Origin of the sequence: Bacteroides caccae (genome assembly GCF_002222615.2) — a bacterium.
In the GTDB taxonomy this organism is placed as follows: Bacteria; Bacteroidota; Bacteroidia; order Bacteroidales; family Bacteroidaceae; genus Bacteroides; species Bacteroides caccae.
The window spans coordinates 3,445,769-3,469,087 of the sequence record NZ_CP022412.2 but is presented as its reverse complement, the minus strand read 5'-3'; the positions used below and the strand labels follow the sequence as shown (position 1 = coordinate 3,469,087).

21 protein-coding genes and 1 pseudogene are annotated in these 23,319 nt (G+C 39.7%); 19 read left to right on the top strand and 3 right to left on the bottom strand.

The features are described 5' to 3' along the window. The first annotated feature begins 12 nt into the window (after positions 1–12). The 19 genes and pseudogenes from CGC64_RS14265 (at position 13) to CGC64_RS14175 (ending at position 21,844) form a co-directional block, all read left to right on the top strand. Positions 13–1,125 carry a DNA adenine methylase gene (locus CGC64_RS14265; RefSeq protein ID WP_005675691.1) on the top strand — a complete coding sequence of 371 codons (1,113 nt, stop codon included), beginning with the start codon at positions 13–15 and terminating at the stop codon, positions 1,123–1,125. Beyond that, entirely contained in the window at positions 1,122–2,027 is a 906-nt protein-coding gene (locus tag CGC64_RS14260) for a Dam family site-specific DNA-(adenine-N6)-methyltransferase (RefSeq protein ID WP_005675692.1), read from the top strand. Before CGC64_RS14265 ends, CGC64_RS14260 begins: the two co-directional genes overlap by 4 nt. Before the next feature lies 1 nt (position 2,028). After that, the gene (locus CGC64_RS14255) at positions 2,029–3,636 is read left to right on the top strand and encodes an AlwI family type II restriction endonuclease (protein ID WP_005675693.1); all 1,608 of its coding nucleotides are present in this window, start codon (positions 2,029–2,031) and stop codon (positions 3,634–3,636) included. A gap of 106 nt (positions 3,637–3,742) precedes the next feature. Next, positions 3,743–4,687: a tyrosine-type recombinase/integrase gene (locus tag CGC64_RS14250; protein ID WP_005681223.1), complete on the top strand. Its 945-nt coding sequence runs from the start codon at positions 3,743–3,745 to the stop codon at positions 4,685–4,687. A gap of 355 nt (positions 4,688–5,042) precedes the next feature. Further along, the gene (locus CGC64_RS14245) at positions 5,043–5,636 is read left to right on the top strand and encodes a UpxY family transcription antiterminator (RefSeq protein WP_005675697.1); all 594 of its coding nucleotides are present in this window, start codon (positions 5,043–5,045) and stop codon (positions 5,634–5,636) included. Positions 5,637–5,826: 190 nt separating this feature from the next. Continuing rightward, positions 5,827–5,970 (top strand): annotated as a pseudogene (locus CGC64_RS14240) (sugar transferase); the annotation flags it as partial. A 23-nt stretch (positions 5,971–5,993) separates the two neighbouring features. Continuing rightward, positions 5,994–7,508 carry an oligosaccharide flippase family protein gene (locus tag CGC64_RS14235; RefSeq protein ID WP_005675699.1) on the top strand — a complete coding sequence of 505 codons (1,515 nt, stop codon included), beginning with the start codon at positions 5,994–5,996 and terminating at the stop codon, positions 7,506–7,508. Then, positions 7,505–8,596, top strand: coding sequence for an NAD-dependent epimerase/dehydratase family protein (locus CGC64_RS14230; RefSeq protein WP_005675700.1), 1,092 nt, complete (start codon positions 7,505–7,507; stop codon positions 8,594–8,596). The genes CGC64_RS14235 and CGC64_RS14230 overlap by 4 nt, the downstream gene beginning before the upstream one ends. 4 nt (positions 8,597–8,600) lie before the next feature. Then, a complete protein-coding gene (locus CGC64_RS14225; RefSeq protein WP_005675701.1) occupies positions 8,601–10,361 on the top strand; it encodes a thiamine pyrophosphate-binding protein in 1,761 nt (586 codons plus the stop codon). 12 nt (positions 10,362–10,373) lie between these two features. Further along, a complete protein-coding gene (locus CGC64_RS14220) occupies positions 10,374–11,438 on the top strand; it encodes a polysaccharide pyruvyl transferase family protein (protein ID WP_005675702.1) in 1,065 nt (354 codons plus the stop codon). Beyond that, a complete protein-coding gene (locus tag CGC64_RS14215) occupies positions 11,435–12,619 on the top strand; it encodes a glycosyltransferase (RefSeq protein ID WP_005675703.1) in 1,185 nt (394 codons plus the stop codon). Before CGC64_RS14220 ends, CGC64_RS14215 begins: the two co-directional genes overlap by 4 nt. Further along, positions 12,607–13,461, top strand: a complete 855-nt coding sequence (locus tag CGC64_RS14210) for an EpsG family protein (protein ID WP_005675704.1) — start codon at positions 12,607–12,609, stop codon at positions 13,459–13,461. Before CGC64_RS14215 ends, CGC64_RS14210 begins: the two co-directional genes overlap by 13 nt. 93 nt (positions 13,462–13,554) lie before the next feature. After that, positions 13,555–14,778 carry an EpsG family protein gene (locus CGC64_RS14205; protein ID WP_005675705.1) on the top strand — a complete coding sequence of 408 codons (1,224 nt, stop codon included), beginning with the start codon at positions 13,555–13,557 and terminating at the stop codon, positions 14,776–14,778. A gap of 3 nt (positions 14,779–14,781) precedes the next feature. Beyond that, the gene (locus tag CGC64_RS14200) at positions 14,782–15,573 is read left to right on the top strand and encodes a family 6 glucosyltransferase (protein WP_005675706.1); all 792 of its coding nucleotides are present in this window, start codon (positions 14,782–14,784) and stop codon (positions 15,571–15,573) included. Positions 15,574–15,587: 14 nt separating this feature from the next. Beyond that, entirely contained in the window at positions 15,588–16,457 is an 870-nt protein-coding gene (locus CGC64_RS14195) for an alpha-1,2-fucosyltransferase (protein WP_005675707.1), read from the top strand. A gap of 690 nt (positions 16,458–17,147) precedes the next feature. Beyond that, positions 17,148–17,960 (top strand): glycosyltransferase, encoded by an 813-nt coding sequence (locus CGC64_RS14190; RefSeq protein WP_005675708.1) that lies wholly within the window; start codon positions 17,148–17,150, stop codon positions 17,958–17,960. 20 nt (positions 17,961–17,980) lie between these two features. Continuing rightward, positions 17,981–18,607: a sugar transferase gene (locus CGC64_RS14185; protein ID WP_005675709.1), complete on the top strand. Its 627-nt coding sequence runs from the start codon at positions 17,981–17,983 to the stop codon at positions 18,605–18,607. A gap of 20 nt (positions 18,608–18,627) precedes the next feature. Beyond that, positions 18,628–19,413, top strand: a complete 786-nt coding sequence (locus CGC64_RS14180) for a polysaccharide biosynthesis/export family protein (RefSeq protein WP_005675711.1) — start codon at positions 18,628–18,630, stop codon at positions 19,411–19,413. Positions 19,414–19,423: 10 nt separating this feature from the next. Further along, positions 19,424–21,844 (top strand): GumC family protein, encoded by a 2,421-nt coding sequence (locus CGC64_RS14175; protein ID WP_005675712.1) that lies wholly within the window; start codon positions 19,424–19,426, stop codon positions 21,842–21,844. Between the two features lie 179 nt (positions 21,845–22,023). Here the strand turns inward: CGC64_RS14175 and CGC64_RS14170 are convergent, their stop codons facing one another. The 3 genes from CGC64_RS14170 to CGC64_RS14165 form a co-directional block, all read right to left on the bottom strand. After that, positions 22,024–22,482 (bottom strand): N-acetylmuramoyl-L-alanine amidase, encoded by a 459-nt coding sequence (locus tag CGC64_RS14170; RefSeq protein ID WP_005675714.1) that lies wholly within the window; start codon positions 22,480–22,482, stop codon positions 22,024–22,026. 13 nt (positions 22,483–22,495) lie between these two features. Further along, positions 22,496–22,597, bottom strand: a complete 102-nt coding sequence (locus tag CGC64_RS18855; RefSeq protein WP_149882532.1) for a smalltalk protein — start codon at positions 22,595–22,597, stop codon at positions 22,496–22,498. A 112-nt stretch (positions 22,598–22,709) separates the two neighbouring features. After that, positions 22,710–23,180: an HU family DNA-binding protein gene (locus tag CGC64_RS14165; protein WP_005675715.1), complete on the bottom strand. Its 471-nt coding sequence runs from the start codon at positions 23,178–23,180 to the stop codon at positions 22,710–22,712. Positions 23,181–23,319 lie beyond the last annotated feature (139 nt).

Genomic DNA, 23,319 nt, shown 5'->3' with positions numbered 1-23,319 from the left:
CGTGTAAAGTAAATGGAGTCATTGAGTCAGTATTCAAAAGATGTTCGTGAGGAATTGAAATTGTCATTACAAGAAGTCTATAATCGAACTGATATAGATGTCACTCTTTTGGGGTATAAGATGTTTGATTTGGAGAGTCGTAGATATATTGGAAATAAAGCAAAGTTAACCCCTTGGATTATGAATATAATCAACGAGCATACAGGAGGGTTTGAATCATTTTTTGATGTCTTTGCGGGAACCGCATCTGTTTCCAAGGCTGCGATACCTTATGCAAAGAGAATAATAATGAATGACTTTCTGTCATCTAACAATATTATATATCAAGCCTTTTTTGGTTCCGGAACTTATGATATGAATAAACTTCATTCAATCATAGAGTATTATAATAATATAAATCCTGACACTATTGAAGACAATTACTTTTCGGATAATTTCGGAGATAAGTTCTTTGATTACAAGAACTCCAAATTGATAGGTCATATAAGGGAGGATGTCGAAAAGAGGAAAGTGGCATTGACGCATAAGGAATATGCCATTCTATTGACCTCTTTAATATATAGTATTGATAAAATAGCAAATACAGTAGGGCATTTTGATGCATACATCAAAAAAAACATCCTGTATCATCCTTTATCCATACAACTTATTAGACCACTTGATCCTCAGTGTGTAGAAATCTTTAGAGAAGACTCCAATATACTTGCTGAAAACATCACGGCAGATGTTGCATATATTGACCCGCCTTATAACTCTCGTCAATATAGTAGATTTTATCATATTTACGAAAATCTGGTAACTTGGGAGAAGCCTGAATTGTTTGGTGTAGCGATGAAGCCTAAAGCACAAAATATGAGTGCATATTGTACCTCTAGTGCTCCCGTTGCATTTCGGGATCTTATAAGTAAATTGAACGTCAAGTATATTGTCGTATCATACAATAATACATACGAATCAAAAAGCGGGTCATCAAAAAACAAGATTACATTAGAGCAGATTAAATCCATTTTAGAAGAACGCGGTACTACAAAGATATATGATTGCGATCACAGATATTTTAATGCAGGTAAGACTAATTTTGCAAAGCACAAGGAACTATTATTTATCACGGAAGTAGGGCAATGAAAAAAAAGATAGTAAGATCACCTTTTTTCTATGTTGGAGACAAATATAAGCTCATTGAAGAAATTAGCTCGTATTTCCCTGACGACATAGAGAAATTCGTTGAACCGTTTGTTGGCGGAGGGTCGGTATTTATGAATATTGACGCTCGGAAATTTTACCTGAATGATATAGATGTAAATGTAATTGCGCTACACAAATTTTTATGTAAATCTGCCAATAAACGAACTGAATTTTTTAGTCGAATAGAAAGTCTTATCGCTGAGTATGGACTATCATATTCATATAAGGAAGATCGTATCCCGATAGAACTTAGGCAACAGTATAAAAAAACATACTATGCTAAATATAACAAAGAAGCGTATGGGCAGATGAAAAGGGATTTTAATGAATCGTCGGTAGCAGATTTATATGTTTTGTATCTTCTGTTGATATATGGATTTAATCGAATGCTACGATTCAATAAAAATGGAGACTTCAATCTTCCTGTAGGCAATGTTGATTTTAATGCTAATGTAGTAAATGCTCTAGAGGCATATTTCATGCAAGTAATATCCAAAAAACCTAAATGGTTTAATATCGATTATAAAGATTTCCTACAAAAAATAAGGTTGTCTGAAAAAGATTTTGTATATTTAGACCCGCCATATCTTATCACATTTAGTGAATATAATAAGTTATGGAATGAGCAAGATGAAATTGAGTTGTTGCAATTATTGGATAGCCTAAACAAACGACGTATTCGGTTCGCTATATCGAATGTTACTCATTACAAAGGTCGATGTAACAATCTGTTTATAGATTGGGCATGCAAGTACAATGTTCATCCGATAAAGAGTAATTATATAAGCTATCACGACAATTCAACAAAACAAATTAGCGAAGTATTAATCACAAATTACTAATATGCCTAGAAAACCTGAATATAAGCCGTTGCTTTACACGACTACGATACGAAATCCTGAGCGTTTTAAAGATTTCATGCACATACTTAAACGATTCAATGGCCGGATACTTAATAATAAAACAGTCGAGTTGTTCGAGAGAGAACTGTTTAAGGTTGGCTTGTATCGACCAATGAAGCGCCCGGAAACAGTTCAGGATAAGTGGAAATCAACAAAGAACGGGGAATTAGCCAGCAAACCATTAACAGATGAAGAAACGAAAGATGTGTATCAGCAGAATGATCCCCAAGTCAACAAAAGTATAAAGGGACATAAAGAAGCAGGGTTTCCTAAAGGGTGGCCGAGTCGATTTGACACACAATTCAAATTGATGAAAGTTCTGGGCTTTGTATATTATGAATGGGGAAAGCCTATAAACTTCTCTCAAACAGGTAACTATCTTGCAGATACTGTATCCATTGAAATAGATTCAGGAGCAATATCTCGCGAGATTGTAAATCCACAGAATGAGCAAATTGCATTTATGCAAGCTTTTGCCAAGCAACAAAGATGCAATCCGTTTATTTGTGAATTAAATGATAATATTCCACTGATATTATTGCTTGAAGTTATAAAGAAGTTAAACTCTGATCCAGATTATAATGGTTCGGGAATCTCATATAAGGAGATACCTTTAGTTATCTTTTGGAAAGATAATGATGCGGAATCTTTGTATCAGCGTATTAAACTTCTGCGAAAGGAACATAGGTACAATCCTTCAAATGAAGTGATAGAGGATATATGTGTAAACGAAATACTTGGGGGATTCAAGAAATTTGATCTTGACTCTATTGTGTCCGAATATCCCGATGAATTTGTCCGCAAAATGAGAATGACAGGACTTATATCATTTAGAGGGGGTGGTCGATTTATCGACATTAACCATAATGAAGATGATAAGATAAATTATATACTGGCTAATTATGCCACATATCGCAAGTACACTTCAAAAGAAGAATATTTTGACTATATGTCAGACATTGATGATGCATTGTTTGCATTAAAAGCTGTCGAAATCCCCAAAAATGTCGCAGCTGATAAATTAGCTAAACTCGTGGGTGATTACTCATGGGATTCTATTAAAAAAGAACTTACCCATTTGGCGAAAAAAACATCATCAAGCCACAATATTTTAAGGTTTATTGCAGCTCCGGCAAGATTAGAGTTCCTGACCGCCCTTGCTATTAAGTCAAAACTGCCTGCTGTTGAGGTAATTCCCAATTATCCATGTGACGATGAAGGTCTGCCAACCTCTACGGCTGGTGGGGATATTGGAGATATTGAGTGTTTCGAGGCTTCTAACAGTATATTGGTGGAAGTCACAATGTCTGAAGGGCGTCAGCAGACAATGATGGAAGTATGGCCTATTGCGAGACATTTAAAGGAGCTTAGAGAAAAATATGAATGTGAAAATTTCCAATGTGTGTTTCTGGCACCAAGTATATTTGTTGATTCTGAGAATCAGATAGACTGGGTTAAGGATAAAAAGCAGCTTGTTATTCGTCCATACAAGATTGTAGATTTTATTAACTATCTGGATACAGCAGCATCTTTATATCAGATTGTATAAGGTTACTAAAAACAATATAAGAAAACTATAGAAAAGCACCTTCTTGTTTGGAAATTTGTTTAAATTCTCGTATTATCGAATTCATTTTTAAACTAATAGTAATAATATGAGAAAAGACGGATTTACCGTATGCGCAAAACATTATATTAAGTGTTTGCGGCAAGAAGGGCGTTATGCCACTGCGCATGTTTATGAAAGTGCGCTTCGCTCTTTCACTATGTTTTGTGGCACTGCGGGTGTATCATTCAGACAGATCACCCGTGGAAATTTAAAGAGGTATAGCAGCTATCTTATGGATTGCCATTTGAGGCTTAATACCATTTCTACCTATATGCGGATGTTGCGCTGCATATACAATAGGGGAGTAGATATGCATCAGACCCCATACGTTCATCGTATGTTTCGTGATGTGTTCACTGGGATAGACACTCGTCAGAAGAAAGCTATTCCTATAAACGAACTTCATACGTTACTTAACGAAGACCCACAATCTGATAAGCTGCGTCGGACACAAGCTATTGCCAACTTATTGTTTTTATTTTGCGGAATGCCTTTTGTCGATCTTGCCTATTTGGAAAAGTCAAATTTGGAAGGGAATATGTTGAAGTACAACCGTGCCAAAACCGGTATTCCTATGAACGTAGAAATATTGGATTCGGCAGCAACTATCATTTCACAACTTCGCAATAAGCATACAACAGTTCTTCCCGAACATCCGGATTATCTGTTTTACATATTGAGTGGAAAGAATAAGAGGAGTGATGAGGCGGGTTATAAAGAATACCAATCTGCTTTACGTTGTTTCAATAATGATTTGAAGAGTTTAGCCAGAAAGTTATGTATTCGCTCCTCTGTAACCTCTTATACATTCCGTCATTCATGGGCTACTACGGCAAAATATCGTGGAGTTCCTATCGAAATGATAAGTGAATCATTGGGACACAAATCTATCAAAACAACACAAATCTATTTAAAAGGCTTCGAACTGTCAGAAAGAACTAAAGTAAATCGGTTGAATTATTCTTACGTGATGAACTTCAAGACTATCTAGTTGTATGTGTGTAAACTGTTGATAAATAGTATGCTTAGATGAATGTTACTTTAAAGGTAACGGAAATATTTCGATGCAAATATAGGTAAAAATATTAATAGCATACAAGTAAACTTTCCTTTTTTTCCTTTTTCTCTTGAAATATGCGATAAAAAAGCTGCTGAACATGAAAATATGAATTTCATGCTCAATGGATTTTATTGCCTGAATCCGAATGATTTCTGCATTGAATATCAGACATTCCCCGGTTTTACGTCCTCCTTGTTAGTATAATTCCCTTTTTCATTGCTGTCATGTCTCCTATGTGTATGATCCGTTACCTTTAAAGTAACGGATAAAATTGGGGTAAAAAAATATGATTTTTCAAGAAAAGAAGTCAGTCAATGCCGGGCCTAGTTGTGGGACAGGGGAAGGCGTAGCACACTCAAAACGTTGGTATGTCGCTCTCGTTCGTATGCATCACGAGAAGAAGGTATCCGAACGTTTATCCAAAATGGGAATTGATTCTTTTGTTCCCGTTCAGCAACAGATTCATCAATGGAGCGACCGTCGTAAGCTGGTGGATACCGTCTTGCTTCCGATGATGGTTTTCGTTCATGTGACTCCCAAGGAGCGTATGGAAGTTCTTTCCTTTTCCACTGTCAGCCGTTATATGGTGATGCGTGGTGAAAGTACTCCTGCCGTAATTCCCGACGAGCAAATGGCCCGTTTCCGTTTCATGCTCGATTATTCTGATGAAGCCGTCTGTATGAATGACTCTCCTTTGGCCCGTGGTGAGAAGGTCCGTGTCATAAAAGGTCCTTTGAGCGGTCTTGTCGGCGAACTGGTGACTGTCGGGAGTAAGAGTAAGATTGCTGTCCGTTTGAATATGCTCGGTTGTGCCTGTGTTGATATGCCGATCGGTTATGTAGAGCCTATTCACTTAATCAATGATACTCCGAAAGTTTAGTGTTCAACATACGCTCTTGAAGTGTTTCTATTAAAATAACTTTAACGGGTGCAGGAACTATGCTGTATGATTCCTGACAAAATCGCTTTGGCTACGGGGCAATGTTAAATCTAGAACAAATTTTTAATTCAACTCAGTTTAGGGCACTTCCAACTGCCCTTTCAAAGGGGGGTGCCCTAAATTGAGTGCTTACAACGGCTATACTGACACCATGGAAAAGATGTTGCGCCGGCTGGAGTACGACCTTTATTATTGGGGCCACCGTTCGTGGCTGTTCGACTTCAAGATTCTGCTCAACACGTTCCGTTCCAACGTATTTGGCAAGAAGTTCTGAAGCATTTAAATATGAATTAAAAAATGGAGAACCAAATTAAGGCCGGAGCCGCTCTTAACTACGTCATAATAGGAATAAATGCTTTAGTAGGATTACTATACACCCCATATATGTTACGTATGTTGGGCCAAAATGAGTATGGTTTATTCTCACTGGTTGCATCAGTAATTTCCTATCTGACCATTTTGGATTTCGGATTTGGCAATGCTATCGTAAGATACACCGCAAAGTTTCGGACGGAAAACAAAACGACTGAACAATATGAAATGTTTGGAATGTTTTTGAAGTTGTTTTGTGCCATAGGTCTATTTGCTTTGTGTATTGGAATAATCCTTTGCTTCAATGTGGATAATCTATTCGACAAATCCATGTCGCCGGAAGAACTGTCGAAAGCAAAAATTCTACTGTTAATATTATTGATAAATCTTGCCTTGACCTTTCCGCTTAGTGTTTACGGATCAATAATAAATGCGTATGAAAATTTTATTTTCCAAAAATTAGCCCAAATAGCCCGTATCGTTCTATCTACCATTGTAATGATTGTGATTTTAAGATTGGGGTATAAAGCTATTGGATTAGTAGTTGTACAAACCATATTCAATATTGCATTTCTGTTCGGCAATGCTTTTTATTGCCGGCATAAACTCAAAATAAAGATTGTCTTTGGAAAAATGAATTGGAACTTTTTCAGAGAAATCCTATTTTACTCTTTTTGGATTTTTCTTGCGGCTATAACCGAACAGTTTTATTGGAACTCGGGACAATGGGCATTAGGAATCTTTCAAGGGACAACAATGGTAGCGATTTTTTCGTTAGCCATTCAATTAAAGGGAATGTTTTATCTGTTTTCTTCGGCCATAAGTTCAGTATTCCTTCCAAAGGTTACACGGATGGTTACTTCCAATACCACTGCCAAAGAAATATCGGATTTATTCATAAAAACAGGACGAATCCAATATGCGGTAATATCGTACATTATAGTGGGTTTTGTGATATTCGGAAAATCATTTATAACCCTTTGGGTAGGTGAAGAGTATATGTCTGTCTACTACATTACTTTGATGATTTTTGTATGTACCACAATCCCCTCAATACAGAATCTGGGGAATTCCATATTGATGGCATACAATAAGATGAAAAGGAAAACGATTATTGTGATATTCGCTTCATTATTGAGCTTCGTCGCCATATTCCCTTGTGCGAAATATTGGGGTGCCGTGGGGTGTTCTTTCCCCATTTTCTTATGCATCGTAATCACATACGGACCGATATTGAACAAGATGTATGCCCGGGTAATCGGAATAAATGTACGGCAGTTTTGGATAGAAATATTAAAGATGTCTTTGGTGCCCTCATTGTTTGTTGTAGCAGGTCTGTTGATATTGCCATATACTGATTTTTCCGATTGGGGCAAATTGGGCTTGGGTATTATCGCTTTCTCTGTGTTTTATCTGCCTGTATCATACAGACTGTCTCTTAACAATTATGAGCGGAACTATTTTAATTCATTTATGCGAAAGATAAAATTTGTGCGATGAAAATCTTGATATTAGGAGGAACAGGTGCGATAGGTACTCCACTTATTGCCATTTTGAGACAAAATCAGGACATCCAAATTTGTGTTACGTCTCGTTCAGAGCATTCATCAGAAGAAAATGTACAATATTTGAAAGCCGATGTACTGAACCAAAGTGAACTGGAAAACATCCTTATGCGGAATCATTGGGACGCTGTCATTGATTTTATGATATATAGCGAATCGGTATTCCGGCAAAGGATTGGTTTGCTGCTAAAGTCTACTGACCAATATTTCTTTTTGTCATCGGCTACAGAATACTCTGATTTGGATGAGATAATCACAGAAAAGACCCCACGTTTGCTCGACGTAACTACCGATAAAGAGCTTTTGGCAGTAAAGCCATATCCGATAAACAAGGCGTTATGTGAAAATATATTGCGACAGACCGGATTGACAAACTGGACAATTGTAAGGCCCTATATAACTTTTAACTCTAATCGTTTGCAACTGGGATGTTATGAGAAAGAGTTGTGGTTATGGCGCTGTCTTAACGGTGGAGAGGTCTTGTTCAGTAAAGATATAGCACAACAATACACCACACTTACTTTTGCGAAAGATGTAGCTTTTGCCATAAGTAAACTGATCGGGAATGACAAAGCGTTCGGCGAGGACTTTACCATAACAACGAATCAATCGTTGAAGTGGAATGAGATTCTCGATATATATAAGATGGTTCTTCTTCGTGAGCGAAACATAAAAATGCGTGTAAAATGGACGGATGAAAGTTTGAATCTCAGGTTCAGACAAGGGCAATGGCACGCAAAGTACGATCGGCTTTACAACAGAAGATTCAATAATGCCAAGTTGATGGGCGTTTTGCCGGATTTGAAATTTACGGAAGTGAAAAAGGGGTTGGAGCATTGTCTTACCGAATTCCTTAAAAGGGAAAACTTCAGGTCAATCCCGGCTCCTTGTCATGCCCGGCTTGCAAATTCGTATGTACCATTGCAAAATATAAGGGGTATTAAAAACAGAGTAAAACAATTGCTTGTGAGATATATGCCAAAACCGTTGTTTAATCGCATATTTTTGGTTATCGGAAAATAAATCTATGGAAACTAAATATTATAGCGCTGAACGCAATGTGCAAATCCTTGTTTCTCTTTTGAAACAACATGGAATAAAGAAAATCATCGCTTCTCCGGGAACAACCAACATGCCATTCGTGGCCAGTGTCCAATATGACAAATGGTTCGATGTTATCTCTTGTGTTGATGAACGTTCTGCCGCATACATGGCATGCGGCTTAGCCGCAGAAAGCGGTGAGCCGGTTGTTATCACTTGTACGGGTGCGACAGCTTCACGAGACTATTTCCCGGCGATAACTGAAGCGCATTACCGCAAATTGCCTGTACTTGCCATAACCGGTGCCCGTGAGGTGGATACATACGGACACTTAAATCCTCAAACGATCAATCGTTTGAGCCATCCGCAAGATACATACGTTTGCAGTGTTCATCTTCAATTTTGTAAAGATGCTGATGATGAATGGGGCAATACGATAAAAGCCAACAAAGCCATTCTTGCGTTGCGCCGTAATGGTGGCGGACCGGCACATATTAATTGTGTGACGCTTGTGTCCGGTGATTATACTGTGAAAGAAATTATTCCGGCCAATGCCATATTCCGGTTTGGCTACACTGACGTTCTTCCTCCATTAGGCGATTTCGCGCGTATAGCCATATTCGTGGGTAACCATTCACGGTTCACTTCAGGCCTGACAGAAGCTGTCGATGCCTTTTGCGAGAAATACGGTGCTGTGGTTTTTTGCGATAATACGAGTGGCTATAATGGGCGGTTTAAAGTGTTGCTCCCCTTATTAAGTTCTCAATCGCAAAGAGATTGTGAGATTAATCATGTAGGTCTCCTCATACACATCGGAGAAGTGTCCGGAGCATATATGAAGGCTTTTCCACAAGAAGTGTGGCGGGTAAATCCTGACGGTGAACTTCGCGACCATTTTAGAAAGTTGAAATATGTATTTCAAACCGAAGAAGAATGGTTTTTCCGTCATTATGCTTCTATGGATGTCCCGGCAAAAGCAAAAAACACTTTCCTTGAAGAATGCCGGACGGAAATAGAGACTACACGCGCCAAAATCAATGTCGACGCCATACCTTTTTCGAATATCTGGATGGCAAGCCAACTATCGGGAAAGCTGCCGGACGAATCAATTCTCCATGTCGGTATCTTGAACTCTCTGCGTTCATGGAATTACTTTAATATTCCCGGCAGCGTTCATTTCCAATGTAATACCGGCGGATTTGGTATTGACGGACCTATATCGGCACTTGTTGGAGCTTCATTTAATGCCCCCCAAAAAATATCTTTTTTAGTGGTGGGCGATTTAGCTTTCTTTTATGATCTCAACGCCCTTGGCAACCACTATATTAAAAATAACATAAGAATTCTTCTTGTAAATAACGGAGAAGGAATAGAGTTTAAAAATTACCTTCATCCGGCTTTCAAGTTCGGTGATGCCGCCAATGAATATTTTGCGGCTCGTGGTCATTTCGGCGCACAATCGCCGAGATTGGTCCGTGATTTTGTCGGTGCTTTAGGATTTGAATATCGTGCGTCAACCGATAAAAAAAGTTTTCTTGAGAACATAGATTGGTTCACATCCTGCAAACTGACGGACAAACCTTTGGTTTGGGAAGCTTTTACCAACGAAGTGGACGAAAACGCCTCGATTCTGTATATGAACACATTGAACGAATCGGCGAAAGGCATTGCAAAAAGAATCGCCAAAGCCATTCTGCCGGAAAGTGTCCAGCGAAAAATAACTGAACACATCGGTCGCACTAAATAAAAATTATCAATTATGCACAATGTAAATATCCTCACCATACACAAAGAACCGAACTATGGAGCTGTACTACAGGCATACGCCTTGTACAAGACAATAGAGAATCTCGGTCATGTACCCTACATCATCAATTTGGACATGGATTACAGTCGTTTCCCTTACAGCCTCAAATACAGGGTATTGCTTGGTCTGCATAAGTGGATGAAGGGATACTCACATTGTTTTGCGCTGGCGGAGCGATTCAGCAGGAAGCATTGTCCCAATCAGATAGGTAATTTTCATACTACAGCTGAGCTGGAGTCCTACCCGTGGAATAAGGACGACTATTATCTGATAGGCAGCGACCAGGTTTGGAATCCGGGGATAACCCAGAACTTACGGACAGCTTTCTGTTTTTCTTTTCTGAAGAACGATGTAAAAAACAGGTATGCATACGCGGCCAGTTTCGGCAACATCAAGGACGAGGAGAGAAGAAAATCCGAATTGGATATGAAAGCCCTCTCTTTATTCAAGAGAATTGCAGTTCGTGAGAAATTCGGGGTAGAGTTTCTGCAACGTAACGGGATTGATGCGGTGGAAGTGATTGACCCGACATTGTTGCTTGAAAGTTACAGAGACTTATTGCCGCACAAAGTGGAAGAAAGAAACGAGATATTGTTTCTTTCATTATCCGATACCGCAGAAATGAATGCTTTTGCCAAAGGGTTATCTGTTAAGACAGGACTTCCTATCCGTAAGCATTACGGGTATTTGCAACCGGAACGAAAGAAAAACATGGAATTTCTTCCCATAGAAGAATGGTTGTATGCCATAGCCTCTGCAAAAGTAGTCATAACGGACAGCTTTCACGCTACCGTTTTCTCCATGTTGTTCGGCAAGCCGTTCTATGTATATATCAGTGAACCTTCCAAGGTTTTCAGGATATCTAATCTGCTGGACATTCTTGGAATAAAACGGCGTATCGTTAATGATGTGGATGATGCAATTGCTGCTCCTTCTATAAATTATGAGACTGTCAATCAACGGCTTTCTGCTTATCGGGAAAGTTCATTGAATTATTTGAAATCCATACTCGCATGAAGATAGCAATCTGTAATGTACAAGAGTTTAATCCCACTATCGGAGGGATTGAGCGTGTTTCTGTTTCATTGGCCGAGGGACTGATAAAGGAAGGGGTAGAAGTGCTGTTTGTCGCTTGTCGGAAATCTCCTTACAGCAAACCTTATACACTACCAGCCAAACAAGTGCTCCTACCTAAAACTTTGGATTATTGCATCGAGAACGTACAGGCGTTGGCACATATTCTAAAAGAGGAAAAGGTGGATATATTGTTGAATCAGAATTCCCATTCGGAACTTTATAACCGTACTTGTTATGAAGTAAAAAGTTTGTCCGGTGTGAAACTGATTTCTGTATTGCATTTCTCGCCAGATATGCGAATAAAAGGAAATAGAAATCTTGTGAGTTTCAAATATTTGTCTTTAAAAGAGAATATTATTAATCTTTTGCGGGATGTATGTACACGTTTCCCTCTCCGTTACATTTTCATGTATGATCAATGTCGGATGTACAAGAATCTGTATCTTAATAGTGACAGGATTGTATTATTAAGTAATGAATTTAAGGAATCATATATCAAATTGTCTGGTATAAAAGAATCCTCTAAACTAACAGCTATTAATAATATGTTATCATTTCCCTATGAGATGAATAACTATCAGAAAAAGAAACAGCTATTATGGTGTGGTAGGCTACTTTTTTCCCAAAAAAGGCCGGATCGTATTTTGTTAGTTTGGAAAAAGCTACAAGAACAATTACCGGATTGGAATCTTGTGATTGTTGGTGACGGACCATTTAGCAATGAAATGAAACAATTGAGTAAAAAACTATCATTGCAGCGTGTAGAGTTTGCAGGGTTTGCAAATCCTATCAAATATTACAAAGAGTCTTCCATTTTTTGTTTGACTAGCAATCATGAAGGATGGGGACTTGTATTGACAGAAGCGATGCAATTCGGTTGCGTACCCATTGCTTTTGATTCTTTTGAAAGCATACATGAAATAATTGAGGATGGCAAGAATGGCTTTCTTGTGAAGCCGTTTGATATAGATAAGTATGCTGATAAGGTATTACGTTTGGCGGATAATTTTAAAGTGGATTATGTGATGAATGTGATGAACTCAATGGAACGTCTTATGCCTGAAAACGTGGTAAAACTATGGATAAGGTTGTTTAATAGCGAAATGAAATGTCAGTTATAATCCTGTTTTGTCTCTCCTTTTTGCTTGTTGAGTATATATCTTGGCATTTTAAAGGAGAAAAGGTGCAGAAAAATACACAAATCGTCATGTGTTTTCTTCTGCTGTTTATATTCTTTGGATTTAGAGACTTACCAATATTAAACGACACGGCGCATTATTACAGACATGTAAGGCACTTGTTCTCCAACACGCCATTCGACAATACACCTTGGTACACTTTTGACTCTTCCTCTAATTTCGAGGAAGGATTTCAGATATTTCTTAGAATTATAGGACTGGTCATTTCAAAAGAGCCGTATTCTCTCATTATCATCACTTCATTCATAACGACCGCTTCCCTGTTATGGTTTCTGAATAAGTCGACTTCACATGTCGCGTTTGCTGTTTTTGTCCTGATGACAAGTACACTCCTGCTCGGATGTTATAGCGCAATCAGGCAGTCATTGGCTGTATCCGTGTCATATATATTTTATTGGTGCTATGGTGATAGTAAATACTTGGTAACAGGCATGGAGCGGGAGGCGGTTCCCTTGGCGCAATTGTTGGATACATTATTCATACTTGCGTGCCTGTTGTTTTATTATATTTACGGCAACAAGTATAAAGAAGAGATTGAAAAGGACAAATTATATGTTTCATTCGCCTTGTCAGCATTGATTGTCAACATATGGGCACTTCCATGTTTTAGCCCTTTTCCGCTTCGGTATGTTCTTCTCGCAATATGCGGTTGTACTCTTTATAAACAGCCTGTATCAGGAGGAAGCGGCCAAGCGATTGAAAATATTAAAATATGCGGTTGTCGCGATATTGGTTTTGCGAATACTCATTGTCTTGATTTATAGAGATGAATGGTTTCATCTTGTTCCGTACAGTTTCTTTGATTTCAGTTTAGAGCATCAAGAAACATTGTTCGGATATTAGTAATAGCTCATATCATGTATTATAATGGTTATATACGACTGTATACGGTGACGGTAGCGACATTGTTCTTGCTGTCGCCGTTGCTGGCGTTGCCTTACATTCTGTTGGGAATATATAGGCAAGAGCGTAGCGCGTACTTTTTCTTTGCCTTATTCTTAGGATTCCTTGCATGGCTACAAGTTCCATTGTCCGACTTGTTCAGGCATTCACTCAATATTTATCACTATTTAGACAAACCTTTCTCTTATGTGTATGTGAACAAGCAGTCCGCGGATTACTTTATCCCTATCGTAAACTGGATATTGGTAAACGGCAACATTCCATATCAATATCTCCGGTTGTTTTCAGTAACAGAGAGTTTCTTCTTGCTGACAGTCATATTCAATTATATGATTGAAACATCGGAGCGTGAATATACATACGGGGAAGTCTTCATGCGTTTCTGCATCATGTATCTGTTCTTTGAGTTCATCATGACTACCAGCGGGGTACGATACGGTTTTGCCGTTTGTCAGTATATTTACGCCTTGCATTTGGTGTTCAATAAGAAGTCCTGGCTTCCGGCTTTATTTTTTGCCTTGTTCGCCACACAAATTCATGTATCATTCGCATTCTTCATTCCTATAAGTGTACTGTTGTATTGGCTGTGCTCCACCAAACGGAAGACAATCGTATTTTTCGGCTTGCTTTCTGTTGTGTTAATTCCTATAATTTCACACTTCAGTTACTTATTGGGACGGCGCGCGGACTGGTATTTCGGGGGAGGCAACAGCGTTTCCGACAATTCTGCTATCACTATTTATGGTTTTATTCTTACCATTGGTGTCAGATTGTTTCTTCTTCCTCTATTAGTGCTTGTATATCAATACTTTAATCCCACCAGAGTCGCCCAGTATCACTCATGCAGATGGACGCGTATGGCTGCGGTGTGGATAGGGATGGCTGTAATGTTCATTTCCAATATGACAATGCTGTACAGACTGACATTTGTACTTTCCACCATAGGCATTTTCCTTTTACTGGAAATAGAACAGCACTTCTACATTAGGAAACGGTTTATAACAATTCTTTTATGGTGCGGAATAATGACAACTCTGTGTAATACCGTAAACTATAGATCCATTATACTGAATTCCAGATATCAGTATATCGCCATGCCGGTACCTGTAATATTGCAAGACCATTATGACAAACAGTGGATATTAGAACATGTCAACGGAAATAAAATGAAGCAATAGAGTATGAAAGTAGCTATTCTATATATATGTACAGGCAAGTACAACCAATTTTTCAAGGGTTTCTTTGAATCGTGTGAGAAGTATCTGCTAAAGGATATTGCCCAATTGGAATACTATGTATTCACGGATGATATGTCTTTGTCCGACGAAGCCAATGTACACTTGATAAAAAAAGAGTGCGCAGGCTTTCCGGCAGACTCTCTTTTCCGCTTCGATATGTTCCTACAAGTGAGACAAGAATTAGAGAAGACGGATTATATTTACTTTTTCAATAGCAATGCGGAGTTTAAAGCTCCTGTAGGAAAGGAGTTATTGCCGCTGAATGGGGAAAAGCTTGTAGGGGCAGAGTGGCCGGGCAAGCGTAAGCCTTTCAAGCATCCGGCATTTTATCCCTACGAACGTAACAAGCATTCATCGGCGTATATACCTCCCCGGGAAGACAAGCCATATATCTATTATATGGGTGGAATAAACGGAGGAGAAGCTGCCGACTATTTGGAAATGGCAGAAACTCTGTCGGAGAATATCCATGCCGATTATGAAAAAGGTATCGTGGCGTTAGTCCATGATGAAAGCCATATCAACAAATATTTCCGGACTCATGACTGCAAAGTGCTTTCTGCCGAATATTGTTTCCCGGAAGAGTGGATTACATGTGATTTTTCACCTAAAATTATTTTCCGTGACAAAGTAAAACTTGATCCTTACTTTAACAAAGGACGTGATTACTCATTGAAGGGGAAACTGAAAAAAACAGTCAGTGTCATTTATAGAGCGATTCGCTGGTATCTTTAAAAACTTATCAGATAATGAAAATCGTAAAAATTCTCGGAGGTCTGGGAAACCAGATGTTCCAGTATGCCTTGTTCCTTTCATTGAAAGAGCGGTTCCCTCATGAGCAGGTGATGATAGATACATCCTGTTTCAGGAACTATCCCCTGCACAATGGTTTTGAGGTAGACCGGATATTTGCACAAAAAGCCCCCGTCGCTTCATGGAGGAATATTTTGAAAGTGGCATATCCATATCCGAATTACCGGTTCTGGAAAATAGGGAAATACATTCTGCCAAAACGTAAAACCATGTGCGTGGAGCGGAAAAACTTCTCCTTTGATGCTGCCGTTTTAACACGTAAAGGAGACTGTTACTATGACGGTTATTGGCAGCATGAGGAATATTTTTGCGACATGAAGGAAACTATTTGGGAAGCATTCTCCTTTCCGGAGCCGGTCGACGGGCGGAACAAGGAAATAGGGGCACTGCTTCAGGCAAGCGACAGTGCTTCATTGCATGTCCGCCGCGGGGATTACGTAAACCATCCGCTTTTTCGGGGAATTTGTGATTTGGACTATTATAAACGGGCGATACACTACATGGAAGAGCGGGTAAATCCGCAGCTGTATTGTGTCTTTTCCAACGATATGGCTTGGTGCGAAAGCCATCTGCGTGCTTTATTGCCGGGGAAGGAGGTGGTGTATGTAGACTGGAACAAGGGTGCGGAAAGCTATGTGGATATGCGGTTGATGAGCCTGTGCCGGCACAATATCATTGCCAACTCTTCTTTCTCCTGGTGGGGAGCTTGGCTGAACCGCAATCCGCAGAAGGTGGTGGTCGCGCCCGAAAGGTGGATGAACTCACCGATAGAAGACCCTGTTTCTGATAAATGGATAAAACTATAACATAGAAGATATGAATATTGTCTATCTCTTTTTGACTTATAAAAACCCGGAGCTGCTGCTTCATACAATACAGCGGCTAAAAGCTCCTCATGTGGAGTTTTACGTACATGTGGACGCTTCATCCGGAGAGGACTTTTCATGCCTACAAGGAATAGATGGGGTGTATGTGTTTGTAAATCAGCATAATACAAAATGGGGGGACATTGAGTATTTATGCTATCCACCTAACTGTTATTACTCTACTTATTTCCTGTCTTGATATTGATACCCTACAACTGCCTTATTGGTTATGTGTATGCGGTATGTGGATAATGGTTTTAATAATAAGCTACTTGTGTCATATTCTAATTGGAAAGAACCGTTGCTTGTCTTTGTTGCTCTTAGGTAAGTAACAATCTGTATATCTACATTTATGAAATTCTCTGTATGTAAGCACTCAAATAATGGCTCAAACTTGAAAGGTTTTACTTTCAGTACCAGAGTGAGCTTTGCCTCATGGAGAATCTCTGCAGTCCTTCTGTTTGAGGAATAAAGTTCCCCATAACGTGTTCTATAAGTGGTATAAGGACACTTGAAAAAATCTTAAGAAGATGTAGGGACTATGCTAATATGGTTTTTGGCAAAATCGCTTTGGCTACGAGCCAATGTTAAATTTAAAACAGACTTTCAGTTTTATAAATCTATAATATAATGAAGGAGTTCAGTGTATTGATTTCAGTCTATGCACGTGAGCAGAGCGATTATTTAAGATCTGCCTTGCATAGTGTGTTTGAACAGACTGTGCCACCTACAGAAGTCGTATTGGTTGAAGATGGTCCATTGACAACTGAGCTGGAGGCTGTCATTACCGATTTTTGTGAGAAATATAACACTTTGAAAATAGTAAGGTTGGCTAAGAATATGGGGTTGGGCAATGCGCTGAATATAGGCTTATCCGCATGTACTTATGATTTGGTTGCACGTATGGATAGTGATGACCTATCGTTACCTAACCGGTTTGAAGCTCAATTAAAAGTATTTGAAGAAAATCCGGAAGTTTCTGTTGTAGGAGGATGGATTTCTGAATTTGATAATGATCCCCAAAGTATAATTTCATATCGGAAGCTTCCACAAACAGATAGAGAGCTTAGAAGAATGTGTCAGTTGAAAAATCCGTTGAATCATATGACAGTAATGTTTAGTAAAAAAGAAGTGCTTGATGCAGGAGGATACCAGCATTTTTACTTGTTTGAGGATTACTGGTTGTGGGCAAGAATGATAAAGAATGGGGTGAAATTGTATAATGTACAGGACGTGCTGGTCAATGTACGGGGCGGAAGTGCTATGTCTGCAAGACGCGGAGGATGGAAATATGCGAAAAGTGAAATACGGTTTCAAAGAAAAATATTGCAAATGGGCTTAATCAGTTTACATGTATTCTTAAGAAATGTATGTGTCCGTTTTTGTGTCCGTATGATGCCAAACGGTTTGAGGAGTTTGGTATACGAAAAAGTATTAAGGTAATTCTTTCAATTTTTAAAAATATGGGGTATAGTGAGGACTTCATTCCGGACGGAATGAATGCTTTTGAGCGTAATGTAAAGCGAATAGGGGATTGCATTATTGCGGGAGTTTTATTATTAATATTTTCTCCATTGTTCTTAATCTGTTATCTGGTGGTGAAGCGTGAGGATGGCGGCCCGGCTATCTTCAAACAGGAGCGTGTCGGTCGTTTTGGCCGCCCGTTTTATATTTATAAGTTTCGCAGTATGCGACTGGATGCTGAATCTATGGGACCTCAGTTATATAAAGGCGGAAGAGATCCCAGGTTAACTAAAGTGGGTAAATTTTTACGCGAACACCATTTGGATGAGTTACCGCAACTTTGGAATGTCTTCTGTGGTGATATGGCTTTTATAGGCCCCCGTCCGGAACGTAAATTTTATATTGACCAAATAATGGAACATGATCCGCGTTACCGCTTTTTATATCAGATTCGTCCCGGGGTAACTTCGTATGCAACGCTTTATAACGGTTATACAGATACGATAGAAAAGATGTTACGTCGCTTACGTTATGACTTGTTTTATCTGCAACATCGCTCCTGGTGGTTTGATTTTAAAATATTAATAAAGACCTTTATCTGTATTGTTTTCGGTAAGAAATTCTAATAAATAATAGTAAAAATAAGATGAATAAATTCTTTTTAATTGTATTGCTGGCTTTTGTGATGACTGGCTGTCAGTCTTATAAAAAAGTCCCCTATCTGCAGGATGCAGAGGCCGTATCGCATGGAGTTCAGAACGAACAGCTGTATGATGCGAAGATAATGCCTAAAGACTTGTTGACCATTGTGGTGTCATGTACCAGTCCTGAATTGGCAGCTCCTTTCAATCTGACAGTTGCTACACAGGGTAATGTTGCTTCGAACTATACAACCGCTCAGCCGGTTCTGCAGCAATATCTGGTGGATAATGAAGGAAAGATAAACTTCCCGGTATTGGGTGAACTCCATGTGGGAGGGTTGACAAAGAAGGCAACGGAACAAATGATTGTAGAAAAGTTGAAGCCTTATATAAAGGAAATTCCTATTGTGACTGTCCGCATGGTGAATTATAAGATTTCAGTGATCGGCGAAGTTGCCCGTCCCGGCACTTTTACTATCTCGAATGAGAAAGTAAACTTATTGGAAGCATTGGCCATGGCAGGAGATATGACCGTATATGGACTGCGTGATGACATTAAATTAATAAGGGAGGACGCTAACGGCAGACAGGAGATTGTAACCTTGGATTTGAACAAGGCAGAGACGATTCTTTCACCTTACTACTGGTTACAACAGAATGATATTATTTATGTCACTCCCAACAAGGCCAAGGCCCGTAATTCGGACATCGGAAGCAGTACCAGCCTGTGGTTCTCCGCCACTTCTATCCTGATTTCCATTGCCAGTCTATTGTATAACATTTTAAGATAATACCGGAACAATGAAAGAGGAACTACCAAACGAGAAATTGCGCGAAGCGGAGGATATGGAAATAGATATTAAGGAACTGCTTTTCAAATGCCTGATCCACTGGCCTTGGTTCGTAGGAACGGTGGTGGCTTGTTTGATTGCCGCCTATGTTTATTTGTATGTTGCTACTCCTGTATATAACATTTCGGCTACGGTTCTGATAAAGGATGATAAGAAAGGAGGAGCCTCAAATAATGTGGGCGGTTTGGATGAACTGGGCCTTAGCGGATTAATCACTTCTTCGCAAAGTATAGATAACGAAATAGAGGTGCTGCGTTCCAAGACGCTTGTAAAAGAAGTTGTCAATTATCTGAATCTCTATGTGACTTATAAGGATGAAGATCTCATCCCTTCGAAAGAGTTGTACAAGACTTCTCCGGTGCAGGTAAACATGACTCCGCAAGAAGCGGAAAAGCTGAAAAAAGACATTGTTGTTGAAATGGTGGTACAGCCACAGGGCAGTTTGGATGTGAACGTGAAAATGGATGATAGGGAAATTCAGAAACATTTCGAAAAGTTGCCTGCCATTCTTCCTACTGACCGGGGAACGATTTCTTTCTTTCAGGCTACTGATTCTATCCCTGTGGAGGGGGCTTCTTCAGTTCAGGGCGCACGGCATATCACAGCTACCATTAGCTGTCCCATGAATGTGGCAAGAGGATATTGTGGAAATTTAGTTATCGTACCTACCTCGCAAACGACTTCTGTGGTAACGGTTTCCTTGAAGAATTCCAGCTTGCGTCGCGGACAGGATTTTATCAATCAGTTGCTGGAGATGTATAATCGCAACACGAATAATGACAAGAATGAGATTGCGCAGAAAACGGCGGAGTTTATCGATGAACGCATTGGCATTATCTCAAAGGAACTGGGGAGCACGGAAGCTGACCTGGAAACTTTCAAGCGTGACGCGGGAATAACGGATTTGAGCAGTGACGCGCAAATCGCTTTATCCGGTAATGCCGAATATGAGAAGAAGCAGGTGGAAAACCGTACTCAGATCAGCCTGGTGGAGGATTTGAAGAGGTATTTAAGTCATAGTGAATATGAAGTGTTACCGAGCAATGTCGGCTTGAAGGACGCGGCCCTTGCCACGCAGATCGACCGTTATAATGAGATGCTCATTGAACGTAAGCGTCTGCTCCGCACTTCTACGGAGAGCAATCCGGCTATCGTCAATTTGGATACCAGTATCCGTGCGACGAAGGCGAATGTGCAGGCTACCATTGAAGGCACGCTCCAAGGGCTGTTTATAACCAAAGCTGATCTGGACCGCGAAGCCAAACGCTATATGCGTCGTATCAGTGACGCTCCGGGGCAGGAACGCCGGTATGTGAGTATAGCCCGTCAGCAGGAAATAAAGGCCGGATTGTACTTGATGTTGTTGCAGAAGCGTGAAGAGAATGCCATCATGCTGGCTGCCACTGCCAATAATGCGAAGATAATAGATGAAGCAATCGCTGATGATATTCCGGTATTTCCCAAGCGCGGTATTATTTATTTGGTTGCATTGGTCTTGGGATTTGTGATCCCTGTTGCCGTTATCTTCCTGATTGACCTGACGAAGTTCAGGGTCGAAGGCCATGCGGATGTGGAGAAACTGACGAGTGTTCCGATTGTGGGTGATATCCCATTGACTAATGAGAAGAACGCCAAAGACGGTTCTATCGCCGTATTCGAGAACCAGAATAACCTGATGAGCGAAACTTTCCGTAACATCCGGACGAATATCCAGTTTATGCTTCAGAATGACAGGAAAGTAATCCTTGTGACTTCAACGGTCAGCGGTGAAGGTAAATCTTTCACTTCGGCTAATCTGGCTATCAGCCTGTCTCTTTTGGGGAAGAAAGTTGTGATTGTAGGTCTTGATATCCGTAAGCCGGGATTGAACAAGGTTTTTAGTCTTTCGAGCAAGGAGAAAGGTATAACTCAATATCTGTCCAATCCGGAAATGGATCTGATGAGTCTTGTGCAACCGTCCGATGTGAATAAGAACCTGTTTATTCTTCCGGGCGGAACCGTTCCTCCTAATCCGACGGAATTGTTGGCTCGTGATGGCTTGGATAAAGCTATTGATATGCTCAAGAACAATTTTGATTATGTAATTCTGGATACAGCTCCTGTCGGTATGGTTACCGATACTTTATTGATAGGGCGTGTGGCTGATTTGTCGGTATACGTATGTCGTGCCGACTATACTCATAAAGCGGAATATACATTGATCAATGAGTTGTCTCATGAACAGAAGTTGCCTAATCTTTGTACTATTATTAATGGAGTAGACCTGAAGAAAAGAAAATATGGCTATTATTATGGCTATGGTAAGTATAGCAAACATTACGGCTATGGCAAACGGTATGGGTATGGCTATGGTTATGGGCAGGAAAAATAAAGATAAAACAGCTATGGGAGGCAGTGAAGTACTATTTCCCGTAGCTGTTTAGATATTTGAAGCTATGCTGGTTAGGAAACTATATAGTGATATATTTCTTGACCACACCCTCGCATCAGGATAATGACTGATGCAAATTTTCCACTATATCGACTGTCTGTGAAGATCGTTGATATTTTTTATAATTCTGCATATTCTTTTCGACAGTCAAAACAAGGACAGGCTTTATGAATCGAAGCACTAAGTTGATAATGCCCCAGGATTTGTGCTTTCGGATACTGATGCCTGAGTATAGTTAACAGATCGAGTAGTGTAAAACGCTGCGCCTGGGTCCTAGTGTCTGCCGGGTATCCATTTTCATCCAGTCCGCCTTCATAGCAAATGCCTATGCTGTGCCGGTTAAAGCCTCGCACATGCGCACCCGGCTCTGATACCGGACGGCAGTGATGAAGTTCTCCGTCCCTGGTGATATAAAAATGATATCCGATGCATTTGAAACCACGTTGCAAATGGCATTTGAGTAATTGTTCTTCTGTAAAGGGGATGTTGGCACGCGTAGCGCTGCAATGTACTACAATATATTGAATGCTTCGTGGCACATATTCTTCTTCTGAAGAAAATTCTTTTAACTCTTTCATCTTATTCGTTCGTTTAGATATGGGCTACACCAGAGGTTACCCCCAAGGCAGAGATGATTGAAGTGGCTACCGTGATAAAGATTTGTAAAATTTGTTTCCAAACTGATTTTTTCATGACTTTTGATTTTAAATAATTGAAAATAAAAATGAGATTATAAAAATAGAGTTGACTTGTGAGTTGCCAGCATTAAACCGGCAACTCTGTGAAGCATAAATACCGTGTTATTTTATATGCTCGGGTCCGGTGTTTGTCCTTTGTCTTCATCCGGATCAGGTACTACAACGTCGTCACCTTCACTTCCTTCACCTTTCTTTACTTGTGTATATTTCATTGCCTTACACATGTCCAGAAGCATGCTTCCCGGATGAAAACGGACACGGGAAATTTTGATACAGGTGGCCGCCTTGAATTTCTCTGCCGTTTCGCTGGCATTACCAGTAACAATCGTTACACGGAAACTCCCCATATCGCCAAGCAGGACGATATTACCCAATGACAACTGATTCTTCATTTCCAACAGAAACTCAGTAATACATCCTTTCAACTCACCGATAGAATAAGAGGAACGCTCTGATACACGACTGATAACTTCGTCTGTATCCACTCTGCGATTGCTACGAGCCATTGCATAAAACTTGGCCGGCTCTTGTGGCTTTAACGGATTTTTACGTTCTACCACGACATACTTCTGTGCCATAAATCTTTCTTTTTTAATTGATTCTTAATTCTTAAATCATATCTCTGTAATCGATTACACCGCAAAGATACCATATTGAGAATGGGTGATGAACGTCAGTGAACGTTATTGAACGGTGGTTATTTTATTTGACTAAATA